This is a genomic window from Streptomyces sp. NPDC051776, assembly GCF_040681345.1.
Taxonomy (GTDB): domain Bacteria; phylum Actinomycetota; class Actinomycetes; order Streptomycetales; family Streptomycetaceae; genus Streptomyces.
Genome location: NZ_JBFAYQ010000008.1, coordinates 135,311 through 161,715 on the forward strand (window position 1 = coordinate 135,311; position 26,405 = coordinate 161,715).

The following is a 26,405-nucleotide window of genomic DNA, read 5'->3' on the forward strand; positions in this document are numbered from 1 at the left end:
GTCAACGACGTACGGGACCGGCCGGCGACGGCGACTCATATGATGCGGGGGCGCATCATCTCTCTCGCACGACCACGAAGTCCGCGAGCGCGACGAGCTGTTCGCGGACCCGTCCCGGGATGTCGGCCCGGTCCAGCGCGCCGACGGCGGTTGCGTGCTGGCGGCGGGCCTCCTCGGAGGTCCAGTCACGCCCGCCCGCCTCCTCGATGAGGGCGGCACGGGTGGCGAACGCGTGCTCGTCGAAGTTCGCGAGGTCGTGGCTCTTTGCGTCCTTGGCCAGGAGTTCGGCGAGCCGCTCCGACGCCTCTCCGCCGGCGTCCAGCGCGGCCACGACCGGGAGGGACTTCTTGCGCTGCCGCAGATCGCTCCAGGTCTGCTTGCCGGTGGTCTCCGGGTCGCCCCAGATGCCGAGCAGGTCGTCGACGGCCTGGAAGGCGAGGCCGAGATGGTAGCCGTACGCCTCGAGCGTGTCGGCCAGGGCGTCGTCCGACCCGCCGAGGACCGCGCCGATCGAGCAGGCGCAGGCCAGCAGCGCACCGGTCTTGTTGCCCTCCATCTCCAGGCACTCCGCGACGCTGACACGCTCGCGGTGCTCGTAGCTGATGTCCTGGGCCTGGCCGTCGATCAGCTTGCGGGTGGCCGTGGTCAGACGGCGTGTCGCCCTGCCGGCCTCGACCGTGCCGAGTTCGAGCAGGATCTCGTTGGCGAGGGCGAAGAGCGCGTCACCGACGAGGATCGCCTGGGCGGGGCCGTGCACCTTCCAGACCGTGTCCCGGTGCCTGCGCTGCTCGTCGCCGTCCATCAGGTCGTCGTGCAACAGCGAGAAGTTGTGCACGAGTTCGACGGCGACGGCGCCGGGAATGCCGGTCTCCGGCGACGCGCCGGCCGCCTCGGCGGACAGCAGGGCGAGCGCGGGGCGCACCGCCTTGCCGCCGTCCGCCGCGGACGGGCGGCCCTCCGCGTCGATCCAGCCGAAGTGGTACGCCGCCACCGTGTCCATGGGCGGTGCGAGCCGGTCCACGGCGGCACGGAGCACCGGCGTTGTGAGGGTCCGTCCGCGCTCCAGCAGCGCCGCGACGCCCGCGCTGTCCTGGGCCGGGTTCTCCGAAGACACGGTCTCTCCTCTGTCTCCTGTGGTCGTGCCGGTGCTGCTGGTCGTGCTCATGGTGCTCATGCTGCCTCCTTGGTGCTTCCCACGCCGAAGGCAGGGAGAGGAGTGGCGTGCCGGAGGCCGAGTTCGGAGAGCGCCGCATCCGCCGCGGTGACCCCGCTGCGGACGGCTCCCTCCATCGTCGCCGGCCAGCCGGTGTCGGTCCACGCGCCCGCCAGGTAGAGGCCGGGTGCGCGAGTACGGGTTCCTGGTCGGAGCCGTCCCACACCTGGTGCGGGGGCGAACGTCGCTGTCCGCTCCCGGGTGACGAAGAAGTCGCGCACCTGTGCGTTCCGGGCGGCCGGGAGCAGCCGCGTCAGCTCGGGCAGGTAGCGCTCGCGTAGCGTAGCGACTGGAGTGTCGATCTCGTCGTGCACCGCGGACTGCGAGACGGCCACGTACTGGCCGCCGCCGCGGAGACCGGAGGCGTGCGTACGGTCGAAGACCCACTGCACGGGCGTGCCCAGCGCGGCGAGGAAGGGGCGGTGCAGCACGGTGCGGTCGTACACGACGTGGATGTTGAGGATCGGCGAGGTGCCGATGGACAGCAGCCGGTCCGGGTCGTCGAGCGCGCCGTCGGGCAGCAGCCCGCGTGCCTCGTACTGCGGTACGGCGAGGACGACGGTGTCGGCGTGGAGCTGCTCGGATCCCGTGCCCTTGGCGCCGGTGGTGATGTCGACGAGCCAGCCCCGGTCGGCCGCGCGCCCGACGACCTGGGCCCGGCCCTGGAGGACCGTACGCACCTCGGCCTTGTCCAGGGCGGCGCGCGCCAGCGTGTCGTGGAGGTGGCCGAGCGGCACGCGAGCCCAGCCGATGTCGGCGGCGCCCGGTTCGGACAGCAGCCCGGTCTTGAAGACCATGGCGGCCAGACCCAGCGACGCCTGACCGGCACGGGCGTTGAGGGTCGCCACACCGACGAGATCCCACAGCGCCTCGATCGCGCGCTCGGACTGCCCCTGCAGGCGCAGCCAGCCGGCGAAGTCGGTGCCGTCCAGCGCGGGGTCGGCCGGGTCGAGCTTCTTGAGGGCGAGCGCCGCGCGCGCGACCCGGGCCCGCTCGGCGAGCGAGAGGTGCGGGTAGCGGGCGAGCCCGGCCGCCAGGTGCAGGGGCACGGGGAGCGCGGTGCGGTGCAGCCGGCCGAGCCGCGGCCCGCGCACGTCGAGGACGGGGACGTCCAGGCGGTCCTGGAGCGGTGCGAGGCGGCTGCCGTCGATACGGTCCAGGAACCAGCGGTACGCGGTGCAGCAGCGCAGGAAGACATGCTGACCGTTGTCGACCTTCAGCTCGCCCACCGCCCCCGTGCGGCGGAAGGAGAATGCGAGGCCGCCCAGTCTGGGGCGGGCCTCGACAAGGGTCACGCGCACTCCGGCGTCGGCCAGGACGAGCGCGGACGTCAGGCCCGCGAGGCCGCCGCCGATCACCACGGCCGACCGCGAGCGGCCCGCCGCACCGCCCGCGCCGCGTGCGCCGGACTCGGGGCGGCCGGCGCCGCCGGGCTCCGGGGCGGCCATCAGACACGCCTCCGGGACGCCTGCCGGGAGATCTGGCGCGCGTCCAGACCTGTGAGGCCGCGTACGGCCACGTACGCCTTCTCGTGCCCGGGCAGCGAGACACGCCCGCGCAGCACGGCCTCCGGGTCGCGGGAGATGCGGTCGAGGAGCCGCCGGTAGATACCGGCCATGGCGGCGACACAGGCTCCGCTGCGCCGGTCGAGCATCGGCAGCAGCCTGAACCCGGCGGCGAACAGGCCCCGGGCGCGCCCCACTTCGAAGGCCACCAGTCCGGCGAAGTCGGAGCCGCGGGGCGGGGCGGTGCGGTGGAAGCCTTCGGAGCAGCCGAACTTGGAGAGATCCTCGGTGGGCAGATACATCCGGCCGCCTGCGGCGTCCTCGCGAATGTCCCTGAGGATATTGGTGAGTTGGAGGGCGAGGCCGAGCGTGTCGGCGTACTCGGGGGCCCGTTCCGCGTCCTGGGCACCGGGCATGGTGCCGAACACCCCGAGCGAGAGCCGGCCGATCGCACCCGCGACACACCGGCAGTAGACCTTCAGCTCGTCCCAGGTCTCGTAGGTCCGGCCGCTGACGTCCATCAGGACACCGTCGATGAGCTCGTCGAGGCCGTCAAGCGGGATCGGGAACTGCCGTGCGGCGTGGGCGAGGGCGACGGCGACGGGGTCGGTGTCGTCCGGGTCGATCGTGCCTGCGCGGATGCGGCCCAGCACATCGCGAGTGGCCTCCAGCCGGGCCCGCTTGAGGTCGGGCGTGAGGTCGCCGTCGCCGATGTCGTCGACCCTGCGCGAAAAGGCGTAGAGCGCCGACATGGCGTGCCGCTTCTCGGTGGGCAGCAGCCTGATGCCGTAGGCGAAGTTGCGGGCTTGTGCTCCGGTCACGGCCTCGCAGTAGCGGTACGCGGCGAGCACCGGCGCTTCCGCGTCGAGGGTTTTGTCCACGGTCCGCCTCACCCCTCTCTTCGCAGTGTCGCCCCCAGCTCGCGGACAAGGCCGAACGTGGTGGCCTTGGGCGGTCCGGGGAGTACGTCGTGGCCCGCCGCGGCGATCGATCTGAGCGCTGCGCGCCCGCCGGCGACGAAGCCGGCGAGCAGCAGCTTGAGTCGGCCGCGGACACTGCCCACGAGTGCGGCGCCCTCGTCCAGCATCTGCCGGGCGCGGTCCGCCTCGTAGGCGATCAGGGAACGCACCTCGGCGGTGCTCGTCGGGGCGGTGAGCGCCGCCTCGTCGACGCCGAAGCGCTTCATGTCGTCGGCGGGCAGGTAGATACGGTCGCGGCGGAGGTCGTCGCTGACGTCCTGGAGGTGCTCGACGATCTGCAGCGCGGTGCAGACGGCGTCGGAGCGGCGCACGCGCTCCGGTGTGGTGGTGCCGGTGATGCCGAGGACGAGCCGGCCGACCGGGTTTGCCGAGAGCTCGCAGTACGCGAGCAGGTCGTAGAACGTGGCGTAGCGGGAGACCCGCTGGTCCTGGCGGTTGGCCGCGATGAGGTCGAGGAACGGCTCGGGTGTGAGGCCGCAGCGCCGTACGGTCGCACGGAGCGGACGCAGCAGCGGATGGCGCGGCCCCTCGCCCGAGCCGGCGAAGACGCGGCGCAGATCGGCCTCGAAGGCGTCGAGCAGGGCGAGTCGGTCGTCGGCCTGTTCCCGGGAGAGGCCGAGCAGGACGGCGTCGGTACCGCCGGGGGCGAGGTCGCCGTCGCCGATGTCGTCGACGAGCCGGGCGTAGCCGTAGACGGCCATGAGGTCGACACGCCAGGCGCGGGGCAGGAAGAACGGCGCCACCGGAAAGTTCTCACGCGCGGCCTTGTCGAGTACGGCACGCGCGTGGGCGTCCTCCGCCGGCGTCACCGCTGCCTGCCCTGCGCAGCGGTCGGGGCGGGGGGACGACGCCAGGGAGCGACGGCAGACGTGCCTCGGAGCCGGAGAGTACTCGTAGCCATGGCCGTCATATCTCCCGTTCTACACTGCCAACCCAGAACATCCTATTTCGGACACGCCGCCCGCCCGCCTGCGACGATGCCCGCCTTCGGAGCTGACGCCGAGTCGGACACCGGCATTCCCTTTTGCGGAGCAATGCACCGACTTGCTGCATTTGATGTCGGTACAGCCTATGCCGTACGACTCATCACGGCTCGTCTGGGTGACCCATCGGGCCATACGGCGGCGGGGCGCCTCTCAACACTGGCCAGTCCAAGGGGAGTTGACGGGGCGACGGGACGTCCCCCGCGCCACGCGCGCGGCCTATCGGGTGAGCCCCGCCACGATGGTGGCGAGGGTGCGCTCCACGACGGCGTCGCGCTCACCGGCGGGGAGCAGGGCGAGCGGACCGTCGAGGATGAGCAGCGAGAGGCCGTGGACGGCCGACCAGGCGGCGACTTCGGCCGCGGGCCGGTTCCCGGGGTGCATACGGCCCGACGCAAGGAGCGCGTCGAGTGCTTCCGAGAGCAGCCTGAACGCGGAGAACTCCGGACCGCCGCCGGGCGCCACCAGGCCGGTGAAGGTACTGGTCTCCGCTACGGGCGTACGGCAGAACGCGGTCCGGTAGAGCCCGGGGTGGTCGATCGCGAACCGGACATAGCCGCGCCCGATGGCGGTCATCCTGTGCACCGCCCCCTCCCCCGCACCGCCATCGGCGGGGAGAGCGTTGACGGCCTCGGCCATCGATGCGGCGAGAGCCTGCTGGCCGCGGATCTTCACGGCTTCGAGCAGGTCACCGTGGCCGCTGAAGTGCCGGTAGGCGGCCGTGGGCGACACGCCGACGCGACGTGCGGCTTCGCGGAGCACCACACCCTCCGGGCCCCCTTCGGTCGCGAGCTCGACGGCGGCCTCGACGAGCGCGTTGCGCAGATCTCCGTGGTGATAGCCGGTCTTGCTGCCCTTGATCGAACCCATGCCTTCATCCTGCCCGATGTTGACGCCATTAACATTGTGCGCCACCATCTATGTTAATGGCGTAAACATCTGGAGGCGATGACCATGTTCGACCGCATTGCCGACCTGGCGCTCCGCCGGGCCCGGCTCGTCCTGACCCTCGGTCTCGCGGCCGTGGTCGCCATGGGAGTCATCGGCTTCGGTGCCTTCGGAAAACTGCTGGGAGGCGGCTTCGAGGATCCCGGCGCACCATCCACCCGCGCTCAGCAGCTCATCGACGAGAAATTCGGCGGCGAGAGCAATCTCGTGCTGCTCGTACGGCCCGATGACGGCGGCGTGTCCACCCCCGCCGCCGAGCGCAGCGGCCGTGCCCTCACGGCCGAGCTGAAGGGTGAGCGGACCGTCGCGAACGTGATGTCGTACTGGGACTCCGGGGCACCTGCCCTGGCCTCCCGCGACGGGAACTCCGCGCTGATCCTCGCCCACGTAAGGGGCGACGACACCGAGCAGGGCAACCATGCCGCGGCGATCATCGACGAGTACACGGGCGACCACGACGGCCTCACGGTCGAGGCGGGCGGCTCGGCCGCGGTCAGCGACGAAGTGCCCAGCCAGGTCGCCAAGGACCTGGCGACGGCCGAGATGATCGCCGTACCGCTGATCCTGATCCTGCTGGTGATCGCCTTCGGCAGCATCGTCGCCGCCCTGCTGCCCTTGGTCATCGGACTCGTCGCGATCCTCGGCACCTTCGCCGAGCTCTCCGTGCTCTCCGGTCTCACCAGCGTCTCCGTCTTCTCCGTCAATCTCACCACGGCGCTCGGGCTCGGGCTCGGCATCGATTACGCCCTGCTGCTGGTCAGCCGGTTCCGCGAGCGTCTGGCCGAGGGGGCCGACGTCCCCGACGCGCTCCGGCAGACCGTACGGACGGCCGGCCGCACCATCGTCTTCTCGTCCGCGACAGTCGCCGCCGCCCTGGCCGCCCTGTTGATCTTCCCGCAGTTCTTCCTGCGCTCCTTCGCTTACGCGGGGATCGGCGTGGTGGCCATCGCCGCGGTCAGCGCGCTGCTCGTCATTCCGGCCCTGCTCGCCCTGCTGGGCCACCGGGTCAACCGCGGCCGCCTGCCATGGGCCGAGACCGTCCGCAGCCCCGAGGCACCGTTGTGGGGCCGGATCGCCCGTACGGTGATGCGCCGGCCGGCGCTGACCGCACTGCCGGTCCTCGGGGTGCTGCTGCTCGCGGCGAGCCCGCTGCTCGGCGTCACCTTCGGCACACCCGACGAGAGGGTGCTGCCGCAGAGCGCACAGAGCCGCCAGGTCGCTGCGGCCGTGCGGCAGGACTTCAGCGGCAGCGACGAGTCGGCCGTGCAGATCGTCACGACAGGACCGGTTGCCCCGGCGGCACTGGGCGGTTACGCGTCCGAGCTGTCACGGCTCGACGGCGCGGTCCGGGTCGAGACCGCGGGCGCCACCTACAGCGACGGCCGGACCTCGCCCCCAGGACCGGCGAACGCGGAACTGAGCAGGCCCGACGCCCAGCGCATCACGGTGATCACCGATCTGACGCCCAAGTCGGGCCCGGCGCAGGACCTGGTCAGGGACGTACGGGCGGTCGATCCGCCCGCCGGGACGCAGACCCTGGTCGGCGGCACCGACGCACGGCTCGTCGACGCCAAGGCATCGATCGCCGACCGGCTGCCCGCGGCCGTCGGGCTGGTCGCCGCCACGACGTTCGTCATCCTGTTCCTGTTCACCGGCAGCGTCGTACAGCCCCTGCGCGCGCTGGTGCTCAACGCCGTCAGCCTGACCGCGGCCATCGGCGTCATGGTGTGGATCTTCCAGGACGGCCATCTGTCCTCGCTGCTCGGATTCACGCCCCAGCCGATGGACACCTCCATGACCGTACTGATGTTCTGCATCGCCTTCGGCCTGGCCATGGACTACGAGGTCATCGTGACCAGCCGGATCAAGGAACTGCACGACGCGGGGGCGGACGACGAGTCGGCGGTCGGTGGCGGGCTCTCGCACGCCGGACGGATCGTGACGATGGCCGCCGGGCTCCTCGCCGTCAGCTTCTTCGCCTTCGGCACGGCCGACGTCAGCTTCATCCAGATGTTCGGTCTCGGCAGCGGACTTGCGATCCTCATCGACGCCGTCGCCGTACGCGGTGTGCTCGTGCCCGCGGCGATGCGGCTGCTCGGACGATGGGCCTGGTACGCACCGGAGCCGCTGCGCAGACTCCACCGGCGGCTCGGCATGCCCGAGGGGGAACCCGCCCCGGACAGGACCCCCGTAGAGGTCTGACCCGCCCCCATAAGGCGGTCGAGGGCCCTGCGGGACGCGCGTCCGGCAGGGCCCTCATCCGTGGTTCCCGGGCGCGGGAGCCTACTTGGCGGACTCCTTCTCGTACGCCTTGATGACCTCGTCGGTCGGGCCGTCCATCAGGAGCTCGCCCTTCTCCAGCCACAGCACCCGGTCGCAGGTGTCCCGGATCGACTTGTTGTTGTGGCTGACCAGGAACACCGTGCCCGCCTCCTTGCGCAGCTCCCGGATGCGTTCCTCGGAGCGCTTCTGGAACTTGCGGTCACCGGTGGCCAGCGCCTCGTCGATCATCAGCACGTCGTGGTCCTTCGCCGCCGCGATGGAGAACCGCAGCCGGGCCGCCATGCCGGAGGAGTACGTACGCATGGGCAGCGTGATGAAGTCGCCCTTCTCGTTGATCCCCGAAAAGTCGACGATCCCCTGGTAGCGCTCGCGGATCTGCTCACGGGACATGCCCATGGCCAACCCGCCCAGGATCACGTTGCGCTCACCGGTCAGATCGTTCATCAGCGCCGCGTTCACACCCAGCAGCGACGGCTGGCCGTCGGTGTAGACCTTGCCGCTCTCCGGCGGGAGCAGCCCCGCGATGGCCCGCAGAAGGGTGGACTTGCCCGAACCGTTGGAGCCGATCAGACCGATCGCCTCACCCCGGTACGCGGTGAAGGACACCCCCCGCACCGCGTGCACCTTGCGCACGCCCGGCGACTCGCCGCCGCGCTTGACGATGCGGCTCAGGGCCGCGGTGGCGCTGCCCTTGCCCGTCCTGGCGCCATTGACGCGGTAGACGATGTGCAGCTCGTCCGCGATGACGGTCGGGATCTGTGCGCCCGTCTCCAGCTCAGCCACGGCCGTACCGCTCCTCCGCCTTCCAGAAGTACACGAAGCCGCCGATGGCGACGAGCACGGCCCAGCCGAGCCCGACCGCCCAGACGTGCGGCGGCAGGTTCTCCCGGCCGTAACCGTCGATCAGCGCGAACCGCATGAGGTCCATGTAGATGGCGGCCGGGTTCCATTGCAGGACGTCGGCGATCCACGCGGGCTTGTCCTTGAGCATCAACGGGATCGAGAACATGACGCCCGACGCGTACATCCAGGTCCGCATCACGAACGGCATGAGCTGGGCCAGGTCGGGGGTCTTGGCCCCCATACGGGCCATGACCAGCGCGAGACCCATGTTGAAGAGGAACTGCAGCGCCAGGACCGGGAAGATCAGCAGCCACGACATGGCGGGATAGCTGCCGAAGGCGACGGCGACAACGACCAGCACGATCATCGAGAACAGCAGTTGCTGGAGCTGCTGCAGGGCGAACGAGATCGGCAGAGAGGCGCGCGGGAAGTGCAGCGCGCGGACCAGCCCCAGGTTGCCCGAGATCGCGCGGACACCGGCCATCACCGAGCTCTGGGTGAAGGTGAAGACGAAGACACCCGTGACCAGGAACGGGATGTAGACCTCGAGCGGCATGCCCCGGTGGGCCTCGAGGATCAGGCCGAAGATCAAGAAGTAGACGAGGGCGTTCAGCAGCGGGGTCGCCACCTGCCACAGCTGGCCGAGCTTCGCCTGGCTGTACTGGGCCGTGAGCTTCGCCTGCGAGAAGGCCAGGATGAAGTGGCGGCGTCCCCAGAGCTGGCTCACATAGGCGCCGAGTGATGGGCGGGCACCGCTCACGGACAGCCCGTACCTGTCCGCCAGTTCCGCCGCGGACAGACCCTCGTCAGGGGATGGCGGGGCGCTCATCGCGACCGCACCGTCATGCGTTGTCTCACTCACTGATGGAAACTTTCGTCTTCAAGATGCGCAGCCGGATCGGGCGTAGGCAGGCTTGGACGACGCGCAGCCGTTATCCCCTGTACGACCGATGCTCTCAGACACGAAGCTTGTCAGATGACCGGAGGTCGTCCCAGTCGGGTCAGCCGCCATACCGTACGCCACTTCATGGGGCGGCGGGGCCCGCACGGGGTCGTCCAGCCCTCCTTGAAGCCGCTCAGCCAGGCCTTCAGCGCACGCCGCGAGGGCCGGCGCACCAGCGTGAGCAGCAGCCATACGGAAAGATAGACCGGGACCAGGGGGGCCGGGAGATTGCGGCGGGCGAGCCAGACCCGGTTCCGCGCGACCATACGGTGGTAGACGGCGTGACGGCTCGGGGCGGTCGTGGGGTGGTGCAGCACGATGTCCGCGCGGTAATCGATCATCCAGCCCGCGTCCAGGGCACGCCAGGCGAGGTCGGTCTCCTCATGGGCGTAGAAGAAGTCGTCCGGCAACCCGCCGACCTGCTGGAAGACGGCCGTACGGACCGCGTTCGCGCCACCGAGGAACGTGGTGACGCGTGAGGAGCGCATCGGATCGGACGCCCGCAGCCGCGGCACATGGCGGCGCTGGGTCTCGCCCGTGCCGGGGTCGGCGATCCGGAAGCTGATGATGCCCAGCTCGGGATCGGCGTCGAAGGCGCGGCGGCACAGCTCGGCGGTGTCGGTGCCGGGCAGCAGACCGTCGTCGTCGAGGAAGAGCAGGACGTCGACGTCGCGGCCACCGGCGCCGAAGGCCTCGATGCCCACGTTGCGCCCGGCCGGGATGCCGACGTTCTCGGGCAACTCCACGGTCCGTACGCCCTCGGGCAGTTCGGGAAGCGGGGAGCCGTTGCCGACCACCACCACCTCGACCCGGTCGCCGTCCTGCTTGGCGACCGAGTCGAGGAGGGCACGCAGTTCCTCGGGGCGGTTGCCCATGGTCAGGACAACCGCTCCGAGCTTCATACCGGGCCCGCTCATCGCAGCCTGCTCGAGGCGAGGATGCTGACGAGGTGCAGCACGGTCTGCAGGATCGCGATACCGGCCAGCACGGCGACGCCGAGGCGCGAGAAGAACAGATCGCCCCGGACCGAGTCGAGGATCGCCAGGACCAGGATCAGCAGGGATGCCTCGACACCGAGCACGAGCCGGTGGAACTTCAGCGCCGCGGCGGCCTTGCGGGCCAACGCCATGCCCGACGAGCGCGGCTCGGACGCCGACTCCTTGACCGGCGGCAGCCCGCCCTGGTGGCGGGCGACGCCGACGAGGTCGGTCTCCGCCTTGATCAGGATGGCGCCGAGGGCGGCGAGGGTCCCGAGGAAGGCCCACAGCCAATCGATCCGACCCGAGCCCCACAGGTCGGCGGCGCGCAGGCCAAAGCCGACGAGCACCGCGGCGTCGCACAGGTAGGCGCCGACCCGGTCCAGGTAAACCCCTCCGAGGGAGAACTGCTTCTTCCAGCGGGCGAGTTCGCCGTCGACGCAGTCGAGCAGCAGGTACAGCTGGACCATCACCACACCGAGGACGGCGCCCGGGATGCCCGGCACCAGCAGGGCCGGGGCGGCCAGGACACCGGCGACGGTCATGAGGTAGGTGAGCTGGTTCGGCGTCACCCGCGTGTTCACCAGGTGCCGGTCCAGACGCAGCGAGACCTCCCGCATGTACAGGCGCCCGGCCCAGTGCTCACCGCTGCGCCGGTCCTTCACACCCTCGGGGTGAACGACCGGACGCAGTTCAGCTAGCGATGGCTTTGGCATAGTCGGCGTACGCGTCCCTGATCTGGTCGACGGACAGGTCCAGGTGCTCGAGGATCGTGTAACGCCCGGGGCGGGTCTGCGGTGCGTACTCCACCACCCGGACGAACTCGTCCACGCTGAAGCCGATCTCCTCCGGCAGCACCGGAAGGCCGTGCCGCCGCAGGACCTCCGCCATCAGACGCGAGTCCTCGTACGCGCCCCGCAGATGCATCGCGAAGGCGGCGCCGAGTCCGCACTGCTCGCCGTGGCTCGCGGCGCGCTTGGGGAAGAGCAGGTCGAAGGCGTGGTTGATCTCGTGGCAGGCGCCGGAGGCCGGGCGGCTGTCGCCCGCGACCGACATGGAGATGCCGGTGAGGACCAGCCCCTCGGCGAGGACGGTGAGGAAGCCGTCGTCGCCGACGCCACCGGGGTGCCGGAGAACGGCCTCGCCGGCTTGGCGGGCCATGGCCGCGGCCAGCCCGTCGATCTGCTCGCCCTTCTCGCGGTTGGCGAGCTCCCAGTCCGCGACTGCGGAGATGTTGGACAGCGCGTCGCCGATGCCGGACCGGACGAAGCGGACCGGCGCCTCGCGGATGATGTCGAGGTCGATGACGACGGCGATCGGGTTCGGGACGCCGTACGAGCCGCGGCCCGCGTCGTTGTCCAGGGTCGCCACCGGGGAGCACAGACCGTCGTGCGAGAGGTTCGTCGCGACGGCGACGAGCGGCAGCCCGATCCGCGCGGCGGCGAACTTCGCACAGTCGATGATCTTGCCGCCGCCCAGGCCCACGACCGCGTCGTAGTGACCGGACTTCATCGCGTCGGCGAGCTTGATCGCGTCGTCCAGCGTGCCGCCGCCCACCTCGTACCAGGTCGCGCCGGGCAGGGCGGGGGCGATCCGGTCGCGCAGCGCGGCGCCCGAGCCCCCGCTGATCGCTATGGCGAGCTTGCCCGAGGCGGAGATCCGCTGGTCGGCGAGCACACCCGCGAGATCGTCCAGTGCTCCGGCGCGGATGTCGACGACCAGCGGCGAGGGGATGAGCCGGGTCAGTACAGGCACGCGATCTCCCGGCCCTTGGCGAGGTCGTCGTGGTTGTCGATCTCGACCCACTTGACGTCGCCGATCGGCTCGATGTCGATCTTGAAGCCTCGGTTGACCAGCTCCTGGTAGCCGTCCTCGTAGTAGAGGTCGGGGTCGCGCTCGAAGGTGGCCTTCAGGGCGTCGGCCAGTTCGACGGCGGCCTCGGGCTCGATGAGGGTGACGCCGATGTACTCACCGGTGGCCTCGGCCGGGTCCATCAGCTTGGTGATCCGCTGGACGCCCTTGGCCGGGTCGACGACGACCTTCATCTCCTCGTCGGCGAGCTGCTTCACCGTGTCGAGGGCGAGGATGATCTTCTGGCCCTGACCGCGGGCCGCGAGCAGGGTCTTCTCCACGGAGACCGGGTGCACGGTGTCGCCGTTGGCGAGGATCACACCGTCCTTGAGGGCCTCACGGGCGCACCAGAGGGAGTAGGCGTTGTTCCACTCCTCGGCCTTGTCGTTGTCGATCAGCGTGAGCTTGAGGCCGTACTTCTTCTCCAGGGCCTCCTTGCGCTCGTACACGGCCTCCTTGCGGTAGCCGACGACGATCGCCACATCGGTCAGGCCGACCTCGGCAAAGTTGCCGAGCGTCAGGTCGAGGACGGTGGTGGCCTCCTCGTCCTTTTCAGGGCCCACCGGCACCAGTGCCTTGGGCAGGGTGTCGGTGTAGGGGCGCAGACGCCGTCCGGCGCCTGCTGCCAGCACGAGGCCGATCATGCGGGTTCTCCTGTTTCGTCGTGTACTGCGGGTGCTCCGGAAGAGACCCAGAAACGGATGCTCTCGGTGAGCACCGCCAGCGCCAGGACCACGGCAAGGGCCGCCAGCGCAATGGTGAAAGCTGTGCCGTGCAGGAAGGCGGCGACGATCGCGATCGCCAGTACGCGTCCCTCGTGCCCCCCGGCCGCCCACACCAGCAGGCGCGGGGGCGCACCGGTGCCGCCGCGGATGCGGTACACGGTGTCGTAGTGATGGTAGGCGACGGCGGCCACCACCCCGTAGGCCGCAGGCAAGGCTCCGTTCACCTCGGCCCGCATCGCGACGATGAGGACCAGGCCGTACTCGGCGATACGGAAGACCGGCGGCACCAGCCAGTCCAGGGGGCCCTTGAGCGGATGCGTGAGGGCCCGGCCCGAGCAGCGGGCGTACAACAGCACGGCGACCACCGGCAGGAACCAGGCGCCGAACAGCGGGTCCAGCGCCGTGACCAGCAGCGCGACCGCGCCTATGAGAGCCCACACCGGGGCGGCGTACGCCGAGGGGCGCGCCCCCCGGAGGACGGCGACCGAGGAGAGGTCGGCCAGGGGCCCGGAGTCGGCGAGGTCACGCAGGGCCTGGGCGGCGCGGTCGGTCCGGAGGGCCTTGCGGGTGAGGGAGCGGAGCACGCGGCCTGCAGTGGTGTAGCACGCGGCGACGGCGCAGCCGACCAGGAGGGCGTAGAAGACGACACGGGGGCTGGTGAACGCCGTGAGGACGGCGATCATCGCCCAGCGCTCACCGATCGGCAGGACGATCATCCTGCGGACCCATACGGTCCAGCCGACACTGTCGAGCCGGTCCGAAAGGGCCGCGGTGGGGCTGGTGTTGGCGGAGGCGTCGTGGTTGGCCTCGGTGAAGGAGAAGTCCACGACGTGACGGACGGTCTGGAGAACCATCGCGCCGAGCGCGAGGGCCCAGACGTCGTCGCCGCCGCGGGCCGCGCCGATCGCGAGCCCCGCGTAGAAGGCGTACTCCTTGGCGCGGTCGAAGGTGGCGTCCAGCCAGGCGCCCAGCGTGGAGTACTGCAGCGAGTAGCGGGCGAGCTGGCCGTCGGCGCAGTCGAGGACGAAGGACGCGATCAGGAGCACACCGGCGGCGACGTACCCGGGGCGGGTACCGGTGGCCGCGCAGCCGGCGGCGATGAGCGCGGTGAGGAGGGAGGCGGTGGTGACCTGGTTCGGGGTCAGACCGCGACGGGCGCACCAGCGGGCGATGTAGCGGGAGTACGGGCTGATGCAATAAGTCGTGAAGAAGCCGTCGCGCGACTTCACGGCGGTCCGAAGCCGCACCCGCTCGTCGTCGACCGCGTCGACGGCGGCGCGGGCTGCGGCGCGCTCCTCATCCCCGGACGGCACGGTGGCGACGAGGACGCCGAGTTCGGGCCGGTGGACCTCGACGTCCGCGGCGCGCAGGGCAGCGGAGATGCGGTCCGGCACGCAGTCGCCCGCCGCGAGCTCGGCCAGGGAGACGCGATCCGGGGCGGCGCCGCCGGTGGCGGCAGACCCGGTGGCAGGGGCAGCAGACCCGGTGGCGGTGGTCGCGGTGGAGCCCGCGGCCGCCGGGGACACCGCTGCCACGAGCGCACGCAGGAGGTCCGGACGGGCCTCGGCCTGGACCGTGATCACGCCGGGGGCGGCGGCTGCCGGAAAGCGGGGGTCCGTCAGGGCCAACCGCAGGGCGTGGGTGTGGGCGACCGTACGGGGATCCACCAGCGCCACGCGCTGGGCGGCAGGGAGTGAGTTCACCAGCGCCGCCAGGTCGGTGCCCGCCCCCGCTTCGACGACGTCGAAGCCCAGCAATCGCAGGTCGCTCCCGAGCTGCGATCCGGCGACCTGCTGACCGGTGAGGATTGCGGTCGACAGTCGAACTCACTCCTTGGAATCTGACATGGCCGCGCCGGGACGTGGGAGGTCCGGGCAGCGGTCGTGGCACACCCCGGCACCATGACCGGCGGCAGCACGTCGGCAGAGGCTATCGGATCCTCGGAAGCGACAGTTCATCGCCCGTTTGCGCCCTGACAAGGCCGCACAGGTTGCGAGAGACGGCCGACTGGCTCCGCCTCCGAGCATCATGGTCGATCACGCCGCCCCGCGACAAACGGCGGCAGGAAGCGCCCATAACGCCCCGATCCCCGGCCGCGGCTTAGGCTGCCCGGCATGACGTGGCTGATCACCGGCGGAGCCGGATACATCGGTGCCCATGTGGTGCGGGCGATGGCCCGGGCCGGGGAGCGCGTCGTCGCCCTCGACGACCTCTCGGCCCCCGGCAGCGGCCTTGCACGGCTGCCCGAAGGCGTCCCGCTCGTCACCGGCAGCGTCCTGGACCGCGAACTGCTCGACCGTACGATCACCGGGCACCAGATCTCCGGCGTGGTGCATCTCGCGGCCCGGAAGCGGGTCGGGGAGTCGGTCGAGTCTCCACTGCTCTACTACCGCGAGAACGTGCACGGCCTGACCGTGCTCCTCGAGGCGGCCGTCACCGCCCGCGTCGAACGCTTCGTCCTCTCCTCCTCGGCAGCCGTCTACGGCATGCCCGACGCCCAGCTCGTCACCGAGGACACCCCCTGCCTGCCGATGAACCCGTACGGCGAGACCAAGCTGGCGGGCGAGTGGCTCGTACGCGCCACGGGCCGGGCCCACGGCATGGCCACCGCCTGTCTGCGCTACTTCAATGTGGCGGGCGCCGCGCGTCCCGAGATGGCGGACGTGGGAGTGTCCAATGTCATCCCGACGTTCTTCGAGGCGCTGTCCAAGGGCGAGCCACCGCTGATCTTCGGCGACGACTATCCGACCCCGGACGGCACCTGCATCCGCGACTACGTCCATGTCGCCGACCTCGCCGACGCCCATCACATGGCCGCCCGGCGCCTCGCGGCCCAGGACCGGCCCGGCGATCTGACCGTGAACATAGGCACCGGCCACGGCGTCTCCGTACGCGAGCTGGCCCGTCTCGTCGCCGAGGTCACGGGCCGGACCGAGCCCGCCGCCCGGGTCGTGGGGCGGCGGGCGGGCGACCCGGCGCGCGTCGTCGCCGCCGTCGGCAGGATCGAGCGGGAGCTCGGCTGGACCGCGCGCCACGAGGTGCGTGACATGGTCGAGTCGGCGTGGCAGGGCTGGTGCCTGCGCATTTCAGGCGAGTTCAAAACGCCAGGTCAGAGCACATGACAACGGTGTTCAGCGTCGTGTTGCCCCGACCGGTCGCCCGTAGTTCACTGTGATCCCGTCGGCACCCGCCGACTGTTGCGTCGCGGCATCCGCGGCGACCTACCCACCGATTCCCGGGAGGCACCCGACATGGGGGCAGGGCACGACCACGGGCACGCGTACGGCCCGGCGCCGGGCGCGGACCGCACCGCGGCCGCCGAGTACCGCGTGAGGCTGCGCATCGCCCTGTGCCTGACCGTGACCGTGCTCGTCACCCAGGTCGTCGGCGGGCTCCTGACCGGCTCCCTGGCACTGCTCGCCGACGCCGGGCACATGGCGACCGACGCCGTCGGGCTGGTGATGGCTCTGCTGGCCATCCACTTCGCCAACCGCCCGCCCAGCGAGCGCCGCACCTTCGGGTACGCGCGCGCCGAGATCCTCGCCGCGGTCGCCAACTGCCTGCTGCTGTTCGGCGTCGGCGGGTTCATCCTCTACGAGTCGGTAGAGCGGCTGCTGTACCCGCCGGAGGTCGACGCTGGGCTGACCATCGTCTTCGGTGCGGTGGGCCTGGTCGCGAACGGGATCTCGCTCGCCCTGCTGATGCGCGGCCAGAAGGCCAGCCTCAATGTCCGCGGGGCGTTTCTCGAGGTCATGTCCGACGCGCTGGGCTCCCTCGCCGTGATCGTCTCGGCGGCCGTGGTCATGGCCACCGGCTTCCGCCAGGCCGACCCCATCGCCTCCATCGTCATCGGCCTGATGATCGTGCCGCGCGCCTGGCGGCTGCTGCGCGAGGCGCTGGACGTCCTGCTCGAGGCAGCCCCCAGGGACGTCGACATGGCGGAGGTCCGGTCGCACATCGTGGGGCTGCCCGGCGTCGAGGACCTGCACGACCTCCATGTGTGGACCATCACGTCGGGGCTCCCCGTACTCTCCGCCCACGTCGTCGTACGGGAGGACGTCCTGGACTCGGTGGGCAACGAGAAGATGCTCCACGCGCTGCAGGGGTGCCTGGGCCGTCACTTCGACGTCGAGCACTGCACGTTCCAGCTCGAGCCCGTCGGTCACGCCGAGCACGAGGCCGGGCTGTGCCACTGAAGCCGCACCCCCGGCGTTTCACCGGCCGCACCCTGCGACGCGTCACCGGATCGGCTTACGCGTCGCGCGACGACGCGCCGCCTATCAGGCTGACATGCGGCTGAGCCGCCCGGCCGCGCCCGATTTGTACGGCAGACTTTGAACTCTGCAGCCCGACCCAAGGATGGCCATGCCGACCACACCAGCCACCACCGCCCACGCCTCGCAGAACGGCGCCGCGACGCCGATCATGCTCGAACTGGTCGATGAGAACGGCACGACGATCGGCACGGCGGAGAAGCTCTCCGCCCATGTGCCACCGGGCAAACTGCACCGGGCCTTCTCCGTCTTCCTCTTCGACACCTCGGGACGGCTGCTGCTCCAGCAGCGGGCTCTGGGCAAGTACCACTCCCCCGGCGTCTGGTCGAACACCTGCTGCGGCCACCCCTACCCCGGTGAGGCGCCGTTCGCGGCGGCGGCCCGGCGTACGGCGGAGGAACTCGGGGTCTCGCCGTCGCTGATGTGCGAGGCGGGCACGGTGCGCTACAACCACCCAGACCCGGCCTCGGGTCTGGTGGAGCAGGAGTTCAACCACCTGTTCGTGGGGCTCGTGCGGGACGAGCCGGAGCCGGATCCCGAAGAGGTCGGCTCCACGGCGTTCGTGACGGCGCCTGAACTGGCACGCATGCACGACGAGCGGCCGTTCTCGGCCTGGTTCATGACGGTGCTCGACGCGGCGCGACCGGCGATCCGGGAACTGACGGGCGCCTCGGCGGGCTGGTAACGGCGGGCCCGGTCCAGCGGGGGGCACCCGCCGGAACCGGCCGTCGTGGCAGGGCGGCGGGGCGTACCGGCTGCGTTCGCGCCCCTCGCGTCGGCCGCGTTCGCCCCGCGCGTCGGCCGCGTCGCGCGCGGGCAAGGGCGCAGGGGCCGCCGTGCCCTCGGAGCGCGAGCCGTGCCCTCAGAGCGCGAGCGGTACGGCCGCCCAGATCACCTTGCCGCCGCCGGCGGTCTGCTCGACGTCGCAGACCCCGCCCGCCTCGGCGGTGATCGCCTTCACCAGCAGCAGCCCCCGCCCGCCCGTCTGCCCCTCCTCCGCCACCAGGGCCTTGGGGCGGTACGGATGGTTGTCCTCGACCGCCACCCGCACCCATCCGCCGCCGACGGAGACCTCCACCGTGACGGTGGGCGAGAGCAGAGCCGCGTGCCGTACAGCATTGGTCACCAACTCCGAAACGATCAGCAACAAGCCGTGGAGGACGTCGTCCTGGAGCGGTACGCGCTGGTTGCGCAGCAGGTCGCGAAGGGCGTGACGCGCCTGCGGAACCGCGGAGTCGCGGGCCGAGGCGGTGAAGCGCCATGCGCCCTCGTAGGGCCGGCGGGCGCCGAACCCGTCCGCGGCGGGCGCCTCGGCGACACCCGTGGCCGCCTGTCCCGCGGCCACGGCAGGACCCGTCACCCCGGCACGGGCCACGGCGTGCTCACGGGGCAGGGCTTGCCCCGGCGCAGCTGCCGGGCCGGGCACTGCTGCCTGTTCCGGCACCATGGCGTGTCCCGCGGCCATGGACGCTCTCGGGTCGCCCGGTCTGCTACCGCCAACCTCCATGTCCCGCGCCTCCTCTCCGCTTTGCGCGACGAACCGCGGAGGAACCCGCAGCCTCCGCCGTCGCATCGCATTGTCCCCGCGACAGGACCGCTGAGCGCTCCTCACACGTCGAAGTGTTGGGAATACATTGGTCCGTACCGGTCTGGTGGCCGGAAGTCATCAGGTATCGACGGAGTATCGGCTGATTCTGACCAACTGCGCATCAAGGCAGCAGTTGTACGACTGGTCCTGTTCACCTGGGCCCGTCTCCGCCGAAGCGTCCGGATAGCATCCGGCCATGGAGCCAGGACTGCAGGTGAACACCGCCAACGGCGTCGCCACCGTCGTCATCCACAACCCCGCCAAGCGCAACGTCATGACGACCGCCATGTGGCGCGAGTTCCCCGCCGTGCTCGACCGGTTGGCGGCCGACCCGGGGGTACGGGTGCTGGTGCTGACCGGAGCCGGGGACACCTTCTGCGCGGGCGCGGACATCGGCGCGCTCAGGGAGTCGGCGGCGGAATCCCAGGGACTCGCGGTGGCCGCGGAGGAGGCGCTGGCCGCCTTCCCATGGCCGGCGCTGGCGGCCGTCCGCGGCTACTGCGTGGGCGGCGGCTGCCAGCTCGCGGCCGCCTGTGATCTGCGGTTCGCCGCCGAGGGCTCCTCCTTCGGGATCACTCCCGCGAAGCTCGGCATCGTCTATCCGGCTCCGTCCACGCGCCGGCTTGCCTCCCTCGTCGGACCGGCCACCGCCAAGTACCTGCTGTTCTCCGCGGAGTTGATCGATGCGGAACGTGCGCTGCGCACCGGACTGGTGGACGAGGTGCTGCCCGCGGGCGACCTCGGGAAGCGTGTGGCCGAGTTCGCCGGAGTCCTCGCCTCACGCTCGCTGCTCACACAGGCCGCCGCCAAGGAGTTCGCGAGCGCGCCCACGCTGCCCGAGCGGGAGGCGCACTGGTCCCGGCTGGCGCGGGAATCCGGCGAGGCAGCCGAGGGCGTATCCGCGTTCCTGGAACGGCGAGCGCCCCGTTTCATGTGGCCGGGCTGACGACGGTCACGGGATCAACCGCCTCTCGCCCACGCGTTCAACTGCTCCTGTCACCACAGGAGTTCATCCGACTCGGCCTTCTCGGGGCGGAGGTTTCTTGGCACTCCAACTGCCCCTGGCACAGCATGACTTGGGTGCACCGAGCAGCGTGACGGGCGTAAGCGAAGCGCGGGCACCGACATGTTCGACGCGTGTGCAAGGGCCGTCGTCCATGGGCGCGAACCGGCCCGGGCCCCCGGGACCACGAGCACTCTGGGCGATGCACCTCATCGAGTCCGGCGTTCGCCACCACGTTCAGCGAGCAGATGACGTCACGAACCGGACCGGTGCGCTCGGCCGTGGAGACCGACATCGGCGCAGGGGGGCCGCCCACCCTCGTGACCGCCGCGTCCGCGACGCACTCGGTACGGCGCAGGACCGGCCCCGTACGGGAGACGCACCCCGGCCCGCGCGCGGCGCGGCGTCCCCGGCATGCAGGGGCGGACGGCCGGCGTCGACTGGGCCCTTCAAGCCGCCTCTACCTGCAGGTAGCGTGCGGTGCCATGACTACTCCGCTGCCAGACCGCGCAGGCCGCCGCTGTCACAACGTCCTCAACCCGCTCCACTCGGCGATCTACTTCTCCCCGGACATGGCCCGGGAAATGGCCGCCATAGGCCACGGCGAGTCGTCCGCCGCCTACTTCGCGACGCGGGCCGCCGCCATGGGGCCGGTGGGCGCGGGGGCGGTCACCGCCGCCTTCTACAACTTCAGCCACGACCTGGTGGCCCGGCACGTACCCGGGATCTGGCGTACCGCCTCGCCCGAGGAGACCCTCGAGGCCCGCACCCGTGGCGTCGACGCCACCCTGCGGCGGCTGCTCGGTGAGGAAGCCGTGACCTCGCCCGAGATGGCGGAGGCCGCGGAGCTCGCGCTGCGTGCAGCCGAGGCCGGGAGCCGCCCCGCCCGGCCCCTGTACGCGGCCCACGCCGACCTGCCGGTGCCCGAGGAACCGCATCTTGCGTTCTGGCATGCGGTGACCCTGCTGCGCGAGCACCGCGGCGACGGGCACATCGCGGTGCTCGCCGGCGCCGAGCTCGACGCTCTGGAGGCGATCGTCAGCCACAGTGCGAGCGGCAGGGGCCAGCAGCCCAAGTGGCTGATGCGCACGCGCGGATGGACGACGGACGACTGGTCGGCGGCGGAGGACCGGCTGCGCAAGCGCGGGCTCATGGACGCCGAGGGCGAGTTGACCGAGGAGGGCGTCGCGCTGCGCAAGCGGATCGAGGAGGAGACCGACCGGCTCGACCGCGCGCCGTACGAGCACCTGGGCGCGGCAGGGGTGGAGCGGCTTACAGAGCTGGCGGGCGGCTGGACCGCCAAGGCGGTCGCCGCGGGGGCCTTCCCCGCCGACCTCCTCGGCAAGGGGTAGCCGGGCGCCTCCGGAGCGGCCGGGTCGCGGGCGGGCCGGGCCCGGCCCCCTGGCCGGGCGAAGCCGTGCCGGCCGTGCGGCACGCCGTCCCGCGCCCTCGGCTGCTCCGGCCCCTCGCCGCCGTCCCAGGACCCCGCACCCGCCGCCCTTCCAGGCCCCGACCACGCCCATCCCAGAACCCCGCACCCGCCGCCGTTCCAGACCCCGGCCCGGGTTCCGACGCCGCGACGACGTTCCGGCCCCGCGGGTGCCCTCGCCGTTCGGCCGGGGCGCGCGGCACCGCACGCCCCGTGCGCGGGCCACGCCGCCACGCCTGTTTCCGCTCATGACGGTGCCACCTGCCACAATGCAGGCACCAGTGGCAACGACAAGGCGGAACGGGATCGTGACGACGTCGATTGAGGGCAGGATCGCCGAGGAACTCGGCGTACGGGAGCGGCAGGTGAAGGCGGCCGTCGAGCTGCTCGACGGCGGTTCGACCGTGCCGTTCATCGCGCGCTACCGCAAGGAAGCCACCGAGATGCTCGACGACTCCCAACTGCGGTCGGTCGAGGAGCGGCTGCGCTATCTGCGCGAGCTCGAGGAGCGGCGCACCGCGATCCTCGAGTCGGTCAAGTCCCAGGGCAAGCTCGACGAGGAGTTGGAGGCCCGCATCCGGGCCGCGGACTCCAAGGCCCGTCTGGAGGACATCTACCTCCCCTTCAAGCCCAAGCGCCGTACGAAGGCGCAGATCGCGCGCGAGGCGGGCCTCGAACCGCTCGCCGACGGGCTCCTTTCCGACCCGTCGGTGGAGCCGCTCGCGGCCGCGGCCGCGTTCGTCGACGACGACAAGGGAGTCGCGGATGCGCAGACGGCGCTGGACGGCGCCCGCGCCATCCTGACCGAGCGGTTCGGCGAGGACGCCGACCTGATCGGCGAGTTGCGCGAGCGGATGTGGGAGCGCGGGCGGCTGGCCGCGAAGGTCCGGGACGGCAAGGAGGAGGCGGGCGCGAAGTTCGCCGACTACTTCGACTTCGCCGAGCCGTTCACGGAACTGCCCTCGCACCGCGTGCTGGCAATGTTCCGCGGCGAGAAGGAGGAGATCCTCGACCTCGCGTTGGAGCACGCCGGGCCGGGTGACGAACCGGAGGACGGCCGCACCTCCTACGAGCAGGCCATCGCAGCGCGCTTCGGCATCGCCGACCGCGGCCGGCCCGCCGACACCTGGCTCGCCGACACCGTCCGCTGGGCGTGGCGCACCCGCGTTCTCGTCCACCTCGGGATCGACCTGCGGCTGCGCCTGCGGCAGGCCGCCGAGGACGAGGCCGTACGGGTCTTCGCGGCGAACCTGCGCGATCTGCTGCTCGCCGCACCCGCCGGCACGCGCGCCACGATGGGCCTGGACCCGGGCTTCCGTACCGGCGTGAAGGTCGCGGTCGTGGACGCGACGGGCAAGGTGGCCGCCACCGACACCATCTATCCGCACGTACCGCAGCAGAAGTGGGACGAGTCGCTGGCCAGGCTCGCGAAGCTGGCGCAGGAGCACCGCGTCGAGCTGATCGCCATCGGCAACGGCACCGCATCCCGTGAGACGGACAAGCTGGCGGCCGATCTCATCGCCCGGCAGCCGGAGTTGAAGCTCACCAAGGTGATGGTCTCCGAGGCCGGGGCCTCGGTGTACTCGGCGTCGGCCTTCGCCTCCCAGGAGCTGCCGGACCTGGACGTGTCGCTGCGCGGGGCCGTGTCGATCGCTCGCCGCCTGCAGGACCCGCTGGCCGAACTGGTCAAGATCGATCCCAAGTCGATCGGCGTGGGCCAGTACCAGCACGACCTGTCCGAGGTGAAGCTGTCCCGCTCGCTGGACGCGGTGGTCGAGGACTGCGTGAACGGCGTCGGCGTCGACGTCAACACCGCCTCCGCGCCGCTGCTCGCGCGCGTCTCCGGCATCGGTGCGGGCCTGGCCGAGAACATCGTGGCCCACCGCGACGCCAACGGCGCCTTCCGCGCGCGCAAGCAGCTCAAGGATGTGGCGCGACTGGGCCCGAAGGCGTACGAGCAGTGCGCGGGCTTCCTCCGTATCCGCGGCGGCGACGACCCGCTGGACGCCTCCAGCGTGCACCCGGAGGCGTACCCGGTGGTGCGGCGGATCGCGAGCACGACGGGCGGTGACGTGAAGACGCTCGTCGGCAACACGTCGGTGCTGCGCGGGCTGAAGCCGGATGCCTTCGTCGACGACTCCTTCGGACTTCCCACGGTCACCGACATCCTCAAGGAGTTGGAGAAGCCGGGGCGCGACCCGCGGCCGGCCTTCAAGACGGCCACCTTCAAGGAGGGCGTCGAGAAGATCGGCGACCTCTCGGCGGGGATGATCCTGGAGGGTGTCGTCACCAACGTCGCCGCGTTCGGGGCCTTCGTGGACATCGGAGTCCACCAGGACGGTCTGGTGCACGTCTCGGCGATGTCGAGGACATTCGTGAAGGACCCGCGGGACGTGGTGAAGCCGGGCGACATCGTGCGCGTGAAGATCCTGGACGTGGACATCCCGCGCAAGCGGATCTCGCTGACCCTGCGCCTGGACGACGAGTCGCCCTCCGGCGGCGGCAGGCAGGGCGGCGGCCGCGGGGAAGGCCGTCAGGGCGGCGGCGGCCGCGGCGACGGCGGCCAGGACCGCCGTCAGGACCGGCCGCGGCGGGGCGCGCCGCAGCAGCGCCAGGGCGGCAACCGCGGCGGCGCGCCGGCCAACGGAGCGATGGCGGACGCGCTGCGGCGAGCGGGTCTGCTCGGCCCGAACGGCAACTGAGGCGCGGGCGGCGGGGATTCGTCCCCGCCGCCGACGTCTTTCTCCGCCCCTGGCGCGACACTCCGCGATGCTGGCCAACATTTCGCGATGCTGGTGCGACGCGCTCGACGTCCCGGGTTCGCCGTCGGCTGCCTCAGGTACGTGACGGCCATGGGTGGCCGCTTCGTATCGCGGTTCCGCTCATCCGCCACTCCCCGTCGCCTCCCGAACCGGCGCTTCACCGGCGCCCTTCTGCGATGCAGGCCGACAACCCGGTGCGCCGGCCGCCGAGTTGGCCGCTGAGGAGCAGCTCCAGCGCTACCTGGCGCAGCGGCTGCTCACGAGGCCTGCCGACGCCGCCGTGTGACGTCCGGCCCGGGCGGTCGCAGGGCCGACCCGCTCCGAGGCAACAGCCCCGTCAGGCACGGGAGTTCAGAGCACCGTCACGCGTCCCTCCGCGACCTCCACGCGGCGCGTCAGGCGGACGGCGCTCAGCATGCGCCGGTCGTGGGTCACCAGGAGCAGGGTCCCCTCGTACGAGGAGAGAGCCGATTCGAGCTGTTCGATGGCCGCCAGGTCGAGGTGGTTCGTGGGCTCGTCCAGCACCAGGAGGTTCACGCCGCGGCCCTGGAGCAACGCCAGGGCCGCGCGCGTGCGTTCACCCGGTGAGAGGGTTGACGCGGGCCGCAGTACGTGCGCCGCCTTGAGGCCGAACTTGGCCAGCAGCGTACGGACGTCCGCCGGGCTCATATCCGGTGCGGCCGCGCCGAAAGCGTCCATCAGGGGCTCGTTGCCGAAGAACAGGCCGCGGGCCTGGTCGACTTCGCCCACGACCACACCCGGGCCGAGCGCCGCGCGCCCGGCGTCCAGGGGCAGGCGCCCGAGCAGGGCCGCGAGAAGCGTGGACTTGCCGGAGCCGTTGGCGCCGGTGATCGCCACGCGGTCGGCCCAGTCGATCTGCAGATCCACGGGTCCGAAGGCGAACGAGCCGCGCTTCGCCTCCGCCCCGGTGAGCGTCGCCACGACGGCGCCGGACCGCGGGGCGGCCGCGATCTCCATCCGCAGTTCCCACTCCTTGCGCGGTTCCTCGACGACATCGAGCCGTTCGATCATCCGCTCCGTTTGGCGGGCCTTGGCCGCCTGCTTCTCACTCGCGTCCGAGCGGAACCTACGGCCGAGCTTGTCGTTGTCGCCCGCCTTGCGGCGCGCGTTCTTCACGCCTTTGGCCATCCAGTTGCGCTGCATCCTGGCGCGCGCCTCCAGGCCTGCACGTGTGTCGGCGTACTCCTCGTACTCCTGGCGGGCGTGGCGCCGGGCCACCTCGCGCTCCTCCAGATAGGCCGCGTAGCCGCCGCCGTAGAGGTTCACCTGCTGCTGGTGCAGGTCGAGTTCGAGAACATTCGTCACGGTCCGGGTGAGGAATTCGCGGTCGTGGCTGACCACAACGGTCCCTGCGCGCAGGCCCGTCACGAACGCCTCCAGGCGCTCAAGACCGTCCAGGTCCAGGTCGTTGGTCGGCTCGTCGAGGAGGAAGACGTCGTAGCGGCTGAGGAGGAGTGAGGCCAGGCCGGCTCGGGCGGCCTGGCCACCGGAGAGGGTCGTCATGGGCCGGTCGAGTCCCACGGCGAGGCCGAGGCTCTCGGCGGTCTCCTCGGCCCGCTCCTCCAAGTCGGCGCCGCCGAGGGCGAGCCAGCGTTCGAGGCCGCCTGCGTACGCGTCGTCGGCTCCGGGCAACCCGTCGGCGAGCGCCTGGGTGGCCTCGTCGAGGGCGTGCTGGGCCGCAGCCACGCCCGTACGGCGGGCGAGGAACTCCCGCACGCTCTCCCCCGGCCGCCGCTCCGGCTCCTGCGGCAGGTGGCCTACGGCGGCTGCGGGCGGGCTGAGCTGCAGGGAACCGCGTTCGGGTGCGTCGAGGCCGGCGAGCATGCGCAGCAGGGTGGACTTGCCCGCGCCGTTGACACCGACGAGGCCGATCGCATCGCCGGGGGCGACGACCAGGTCGAGGCCGGAGAAGAGGGGGCGTTCGCCGTGACCCGCGGTGAGGTCTTTGGCGACGAGGGTGGCAGTCATCAGACGGCCGATCCTAGCGGCGCGGCCCGGGGGTCGGGTGTGCGTCCGGTGGCCGGGCGGGGCGCAGGTGAGAAGGCCCCCCGGACCTTCGCCCCACCGCCGGGCGGTG

At 71.5% G+C, this 26,405-nt stretch carries 21 protein-coding genes; 7 read left to right on the forward strand and 14 right to left on the reverse strand.

Annotation, left to right across the window (positions count from 1 at the left end):
• Nucleotides 1–55 precede the first annotated feature (55 nt).
• The 5 genes from AB0M26_RS09540 to AB0M26_RS09560 form a co-directional block, all read right to left on the reverse strand.
• The gene (locus AB0M26_RS09540; protein ID WP_365257152.1) at nt 56–1,174 is read right to left on the reverse strand and encodes a polyprenyl synthetase family protein; all 1,119 of its coding nucleotides are present in this window, start codon (nt 1,172–1,174) and stop codon (nt 56–58) included.
• Nucleotides 1,171–2,661, reverse strand: a complete 1,491-nt coding sequence (gene hpnE / locus AB0M26_RS09545; RefSeq protein ID WP_365257155.1) for a hydroxysqualene dehydroxylase HpnE — start codon at nt 2,659–2,661, stop codon at nt 1,171–1,173. The genes AB0M26_RS09540 and hpnE overlap by 4 nt, the downstream gene beginning before the upstream one ends.
• Nucleotides 2,661–3,599, reverse strand: a complete 939-nt coding sequence (gene hpnD / locus AB0M26_RS09550; RefSeq protein WP_365257158.1) for a presqualene diphosphate synthase HpnD — start codon at nt 3,597–3,599, stop codon at nt 2,661–2,663. The genes hpnE and hpnD overlap by 1 nt, the downstream gene beginning before the upstream one ends.
• Before the next feature lie 8 nt (nt 3,600–3,607).
• Nucleotides 3,608–4,507, reverse strand: a complete 900-nt coding sequence (gene hpnC, locus AB0M26_RS09555) for a squalene synthase HpnC (RefSeq protein ID WP_365257161.1) — start codon at nt 4,505–4,507, stop codon at nt 3,608–3,610.
• A 393-nt stretch (nt 4,508–4,900) separates the two neighbouring features.
• Nucleotides 4,901–5,551, reverse strand: coding sequence for a TetR/AcrR family transcriptional regulator (locus tag AB0M26_RS09560; RefSeq protein ID WP_365257164.1), 651 nt, complete (start codon nt 5,549–5,551; stop codon nt 4,901–4,903).
• Between the two features lie 84 nt (nt 5,552–5,635).
• On the opposite strand from AB0M26_RS09560, the gene AB0M26_RS09565 reads away from it, so the two are divergent.
• Entirely contained in the window at nt 5,636–7,831 is a 2,196-nt protein-coding gene (locus AB0M26_RS09565) for an MMPL family transporter (RefSeq protein WP_365257167.1), read from the forward strand.
• 81 nt (nt 7,832–7,912) lie between these two features.
• Here the strand turns inward: AB0M26_RS09565 and AB0M26_RS09570 are convergent, their stop codons facing one another.
• The 7 genes from AB0M26_RS09570 to AB0M26_RS09600 all read right to left on the reverse strand — a co-directional run bounded on the left by AB0M26_RS09570 (nt 7,913) and on the right by AB0M26_RS09600 (nt 15,071).
• Nucleotides 7,913–8,695: an ABC transporter ATP-binding protein gene (locus tag AB0M26_RS09570; RefSeq protein WP_365257170.1), complete on the reverse strand. Its 783-nt coding sequence runs from the start codon at nt 8,693–8,695 to the stop codon at nt 7,913–7,915.
• Nucleotides 8,688–9,617, reverse strand: a complete 930-nt coding sequence (locus AB0M26_RS09575) for an ABC transporter permease (RefSeq protein ID WP_365257173.1) — start codon at nt 9,615–9,617, stop codon at nt 8,688–8,690. The genes AB0M26_RS09570 and AB0M26_RS09575 overlap by 8 nt, the downstream gene beginning before the upstream one ends.
• Before the next feature lie 110 nt (nt 9,618–9,727).
• A complete protein-coding gene (locus tag AB0M26_RS09580) occupies nt 9,728–10,615 on the reverse strand; it encodes a glycosyltransferase (protein ID WP_365257176.1) in 888 nt (295 codons plus the stop codon).
• Entirely contained in the window at nt 10,612–11,391 is a 780-nt protein-coding gene (locus AB0M26_RS09585; protein ID WP_365257179.1) for a CDP-alcohol phosphatidyltransferase family protein, read from the reverse strand. Before AB0M26_RS09585 ends, AB0M26_RS09580 begins: the two co-directional genes overlap by 4 nt.
• Nucleotides 11,369–12,430 carry an iron-containing alcohol dehydrogenase family protein gene (locus AB0M26_RS09590; RefSeq protein ID WP_365257182.1) on the reverse strand — a complete coding sequence of 354 codons (1,062 nt, stop codon included), beginning with the start codon at nt 12,428–12,430 and terminating at the stop codon, nt 11,369–11,371. The genes AB0M26_RS09585 and AB0M26_RS09590 overlap by 23 nt, the downstream gene beginning before the upstream one ends.
• Complete coding sequence (locus AB0M26_RS09595; protein WP_365257185.1) at nt 12,418–13,170, reverse strand: phosphocholine cytidylyltransferase family protein; 753 nt, start codon at nt 13,168–13,170, stop codon at nt 12,418–12,420. The genes AB0M26_RS09590 and AB0M26_RS09595 overlap by 13 nt, the downstream gene beginning before the upstream one ends.
• Nucleotides 13,167–15,071 (reverse strand): DUF5941 domain-containing protein, encoded by a 1,905-nt coding sequence (locus AB0M26_RS09600; RefSeq protein ID WP_365257294.1) that lies wholly within the window; start codon nt 15,069–15,071, stop codon nt 13,167–13,169. The genes AB0M26_RS09595 and AB0M26_RS09600 overlap by 4 nt, the downstream gene beginning before the upstream one ends.
• A gap of 294 nt (nt 15,072–15,365) precedes the next feature.
• On the opposite strand from AB0M26_RS09600, the gene galE reads away from it, so the two are divergent.
• The 3 genes from galE (at nt 15,366) to idi (ending at nt 18,210) form a co-directional block, all read left to right on the forward strand.
• A complete protein-coding gene (galE, locus tag AB0M26_RS09605; RefSeq protein WP_365257188.1) occupies nt 15,366–16,373 on the forward strand; it encodes a UDP-glucose 4-epimerase GalE in 1,008 nt (335 codons plus the stop codon).
• Between the two features lie 129 nt (nt 16,374–16,502).
• Nucleotides 16,503–17,447, forward strand: coding sequence for a cation diffusion facilitator family transporter (locus AB0M26_RS09610; RefSeq protein WP_365257190.1), 945 nt, complete (start codon nt 16,503–16,505; stop codon nt 17,445–17,447).
• A gap of 169 nt (nt 17,448–17,616) precedes the next feature.
• Nucleotides 17,617–18,210, forward strand: a complete 594-nt coding sequence (gene idi, locus AB0M26_RS09615; RefSeq protein ID WP_365257193.1) for an isopentenyl-diphosphate Delta-isomerase — start codon at nt 17,617–17,619, stop codon at nt 18,208–18,210.
• Nucleotides 18,211–18,387: 177 nt separating this feature from the next.
• Here idi and AB0M26_RS09620 read toward each other — a convergent pair whose 3' ends face one another.
• Entirely contained in the window at nt 18,388–18,870 is a 483-nt protein-coding gene (locus AB0M26_RS09620) for an ATP-binding protein (RefSeq protein ID WP_365257296.1), read from the reverse strand.
• A gap of 439 nt (nt 18,871–19,309) precedes the next feature.
• Here AB0M26_RS09620 and AB0M26_RS09625 point away from each other — a divergent pair, with 439 nt between their 5' ends.
• The 3 genes from AB0M26_RS09625 to AB0M26_RS09635 all read left to right on the forward strand — a co-directional run bounded on the left by AB0M26_RS09625 (nt 19,310) and on the right by AB0M26_RS09635 (nt 24,247).
• The gene (locus AB0M26_RS09625; protein ID WP_365257196.1) at nt 19,310–20,059 is read left to right on the forward strand and encodes an enoyl-CoA hydratase/isomerase family protein; all 750 of its coding nucleotides are present in this window, start codon (nt 19,310–19,312) and stop codon (nt 20,057–20,059) included.
• A 542-nt stretch (nt 20,060–20,601) separates the two neighbouring features.
• Nucleotides 20,602–21,468, forward strand: a complete 867-nt coding sequence (locus tag AB0M26_RS09630; RefSeq protein ID WP_365257199.1) for a hypothetical protein — start codon at nt 20,602–20,604, stop codon at nt 21,466–21,468.
• A gap of 385 nt (nt 21,469–21,853) precedes the next feature.
• Complete coding sequence (locus tag AB0M26_RS09635) at nt 21,854–24,247, forward strand: Tex family protein (protein ID WP_365257202.1); 2,394 nt, start codon at nt 21,854–21,856, stop codon at nt 24,245–24,247.
• A 411-nt stretch (nt 24,248–24,658) separates the two neighbouring features.
• Here the strand turns inward: AB0M26_RS09635 and AB0M26_RS09640 are convergent, their stop codons facing one another.
• A complete protein-coding gene (locus tag AB0M26_RS09640) occupies nt 24,659–26,296 on the reverse strand; it encodes an ABC-F family ATP-binding cassette domain-containing protein (RefSeq protein ID WP_365257205.1) in 1,638 nt (545 codons plus the stop codon).
• Nucleotides 26,297–26,405 lie beyond the last annotated feature (109 nt).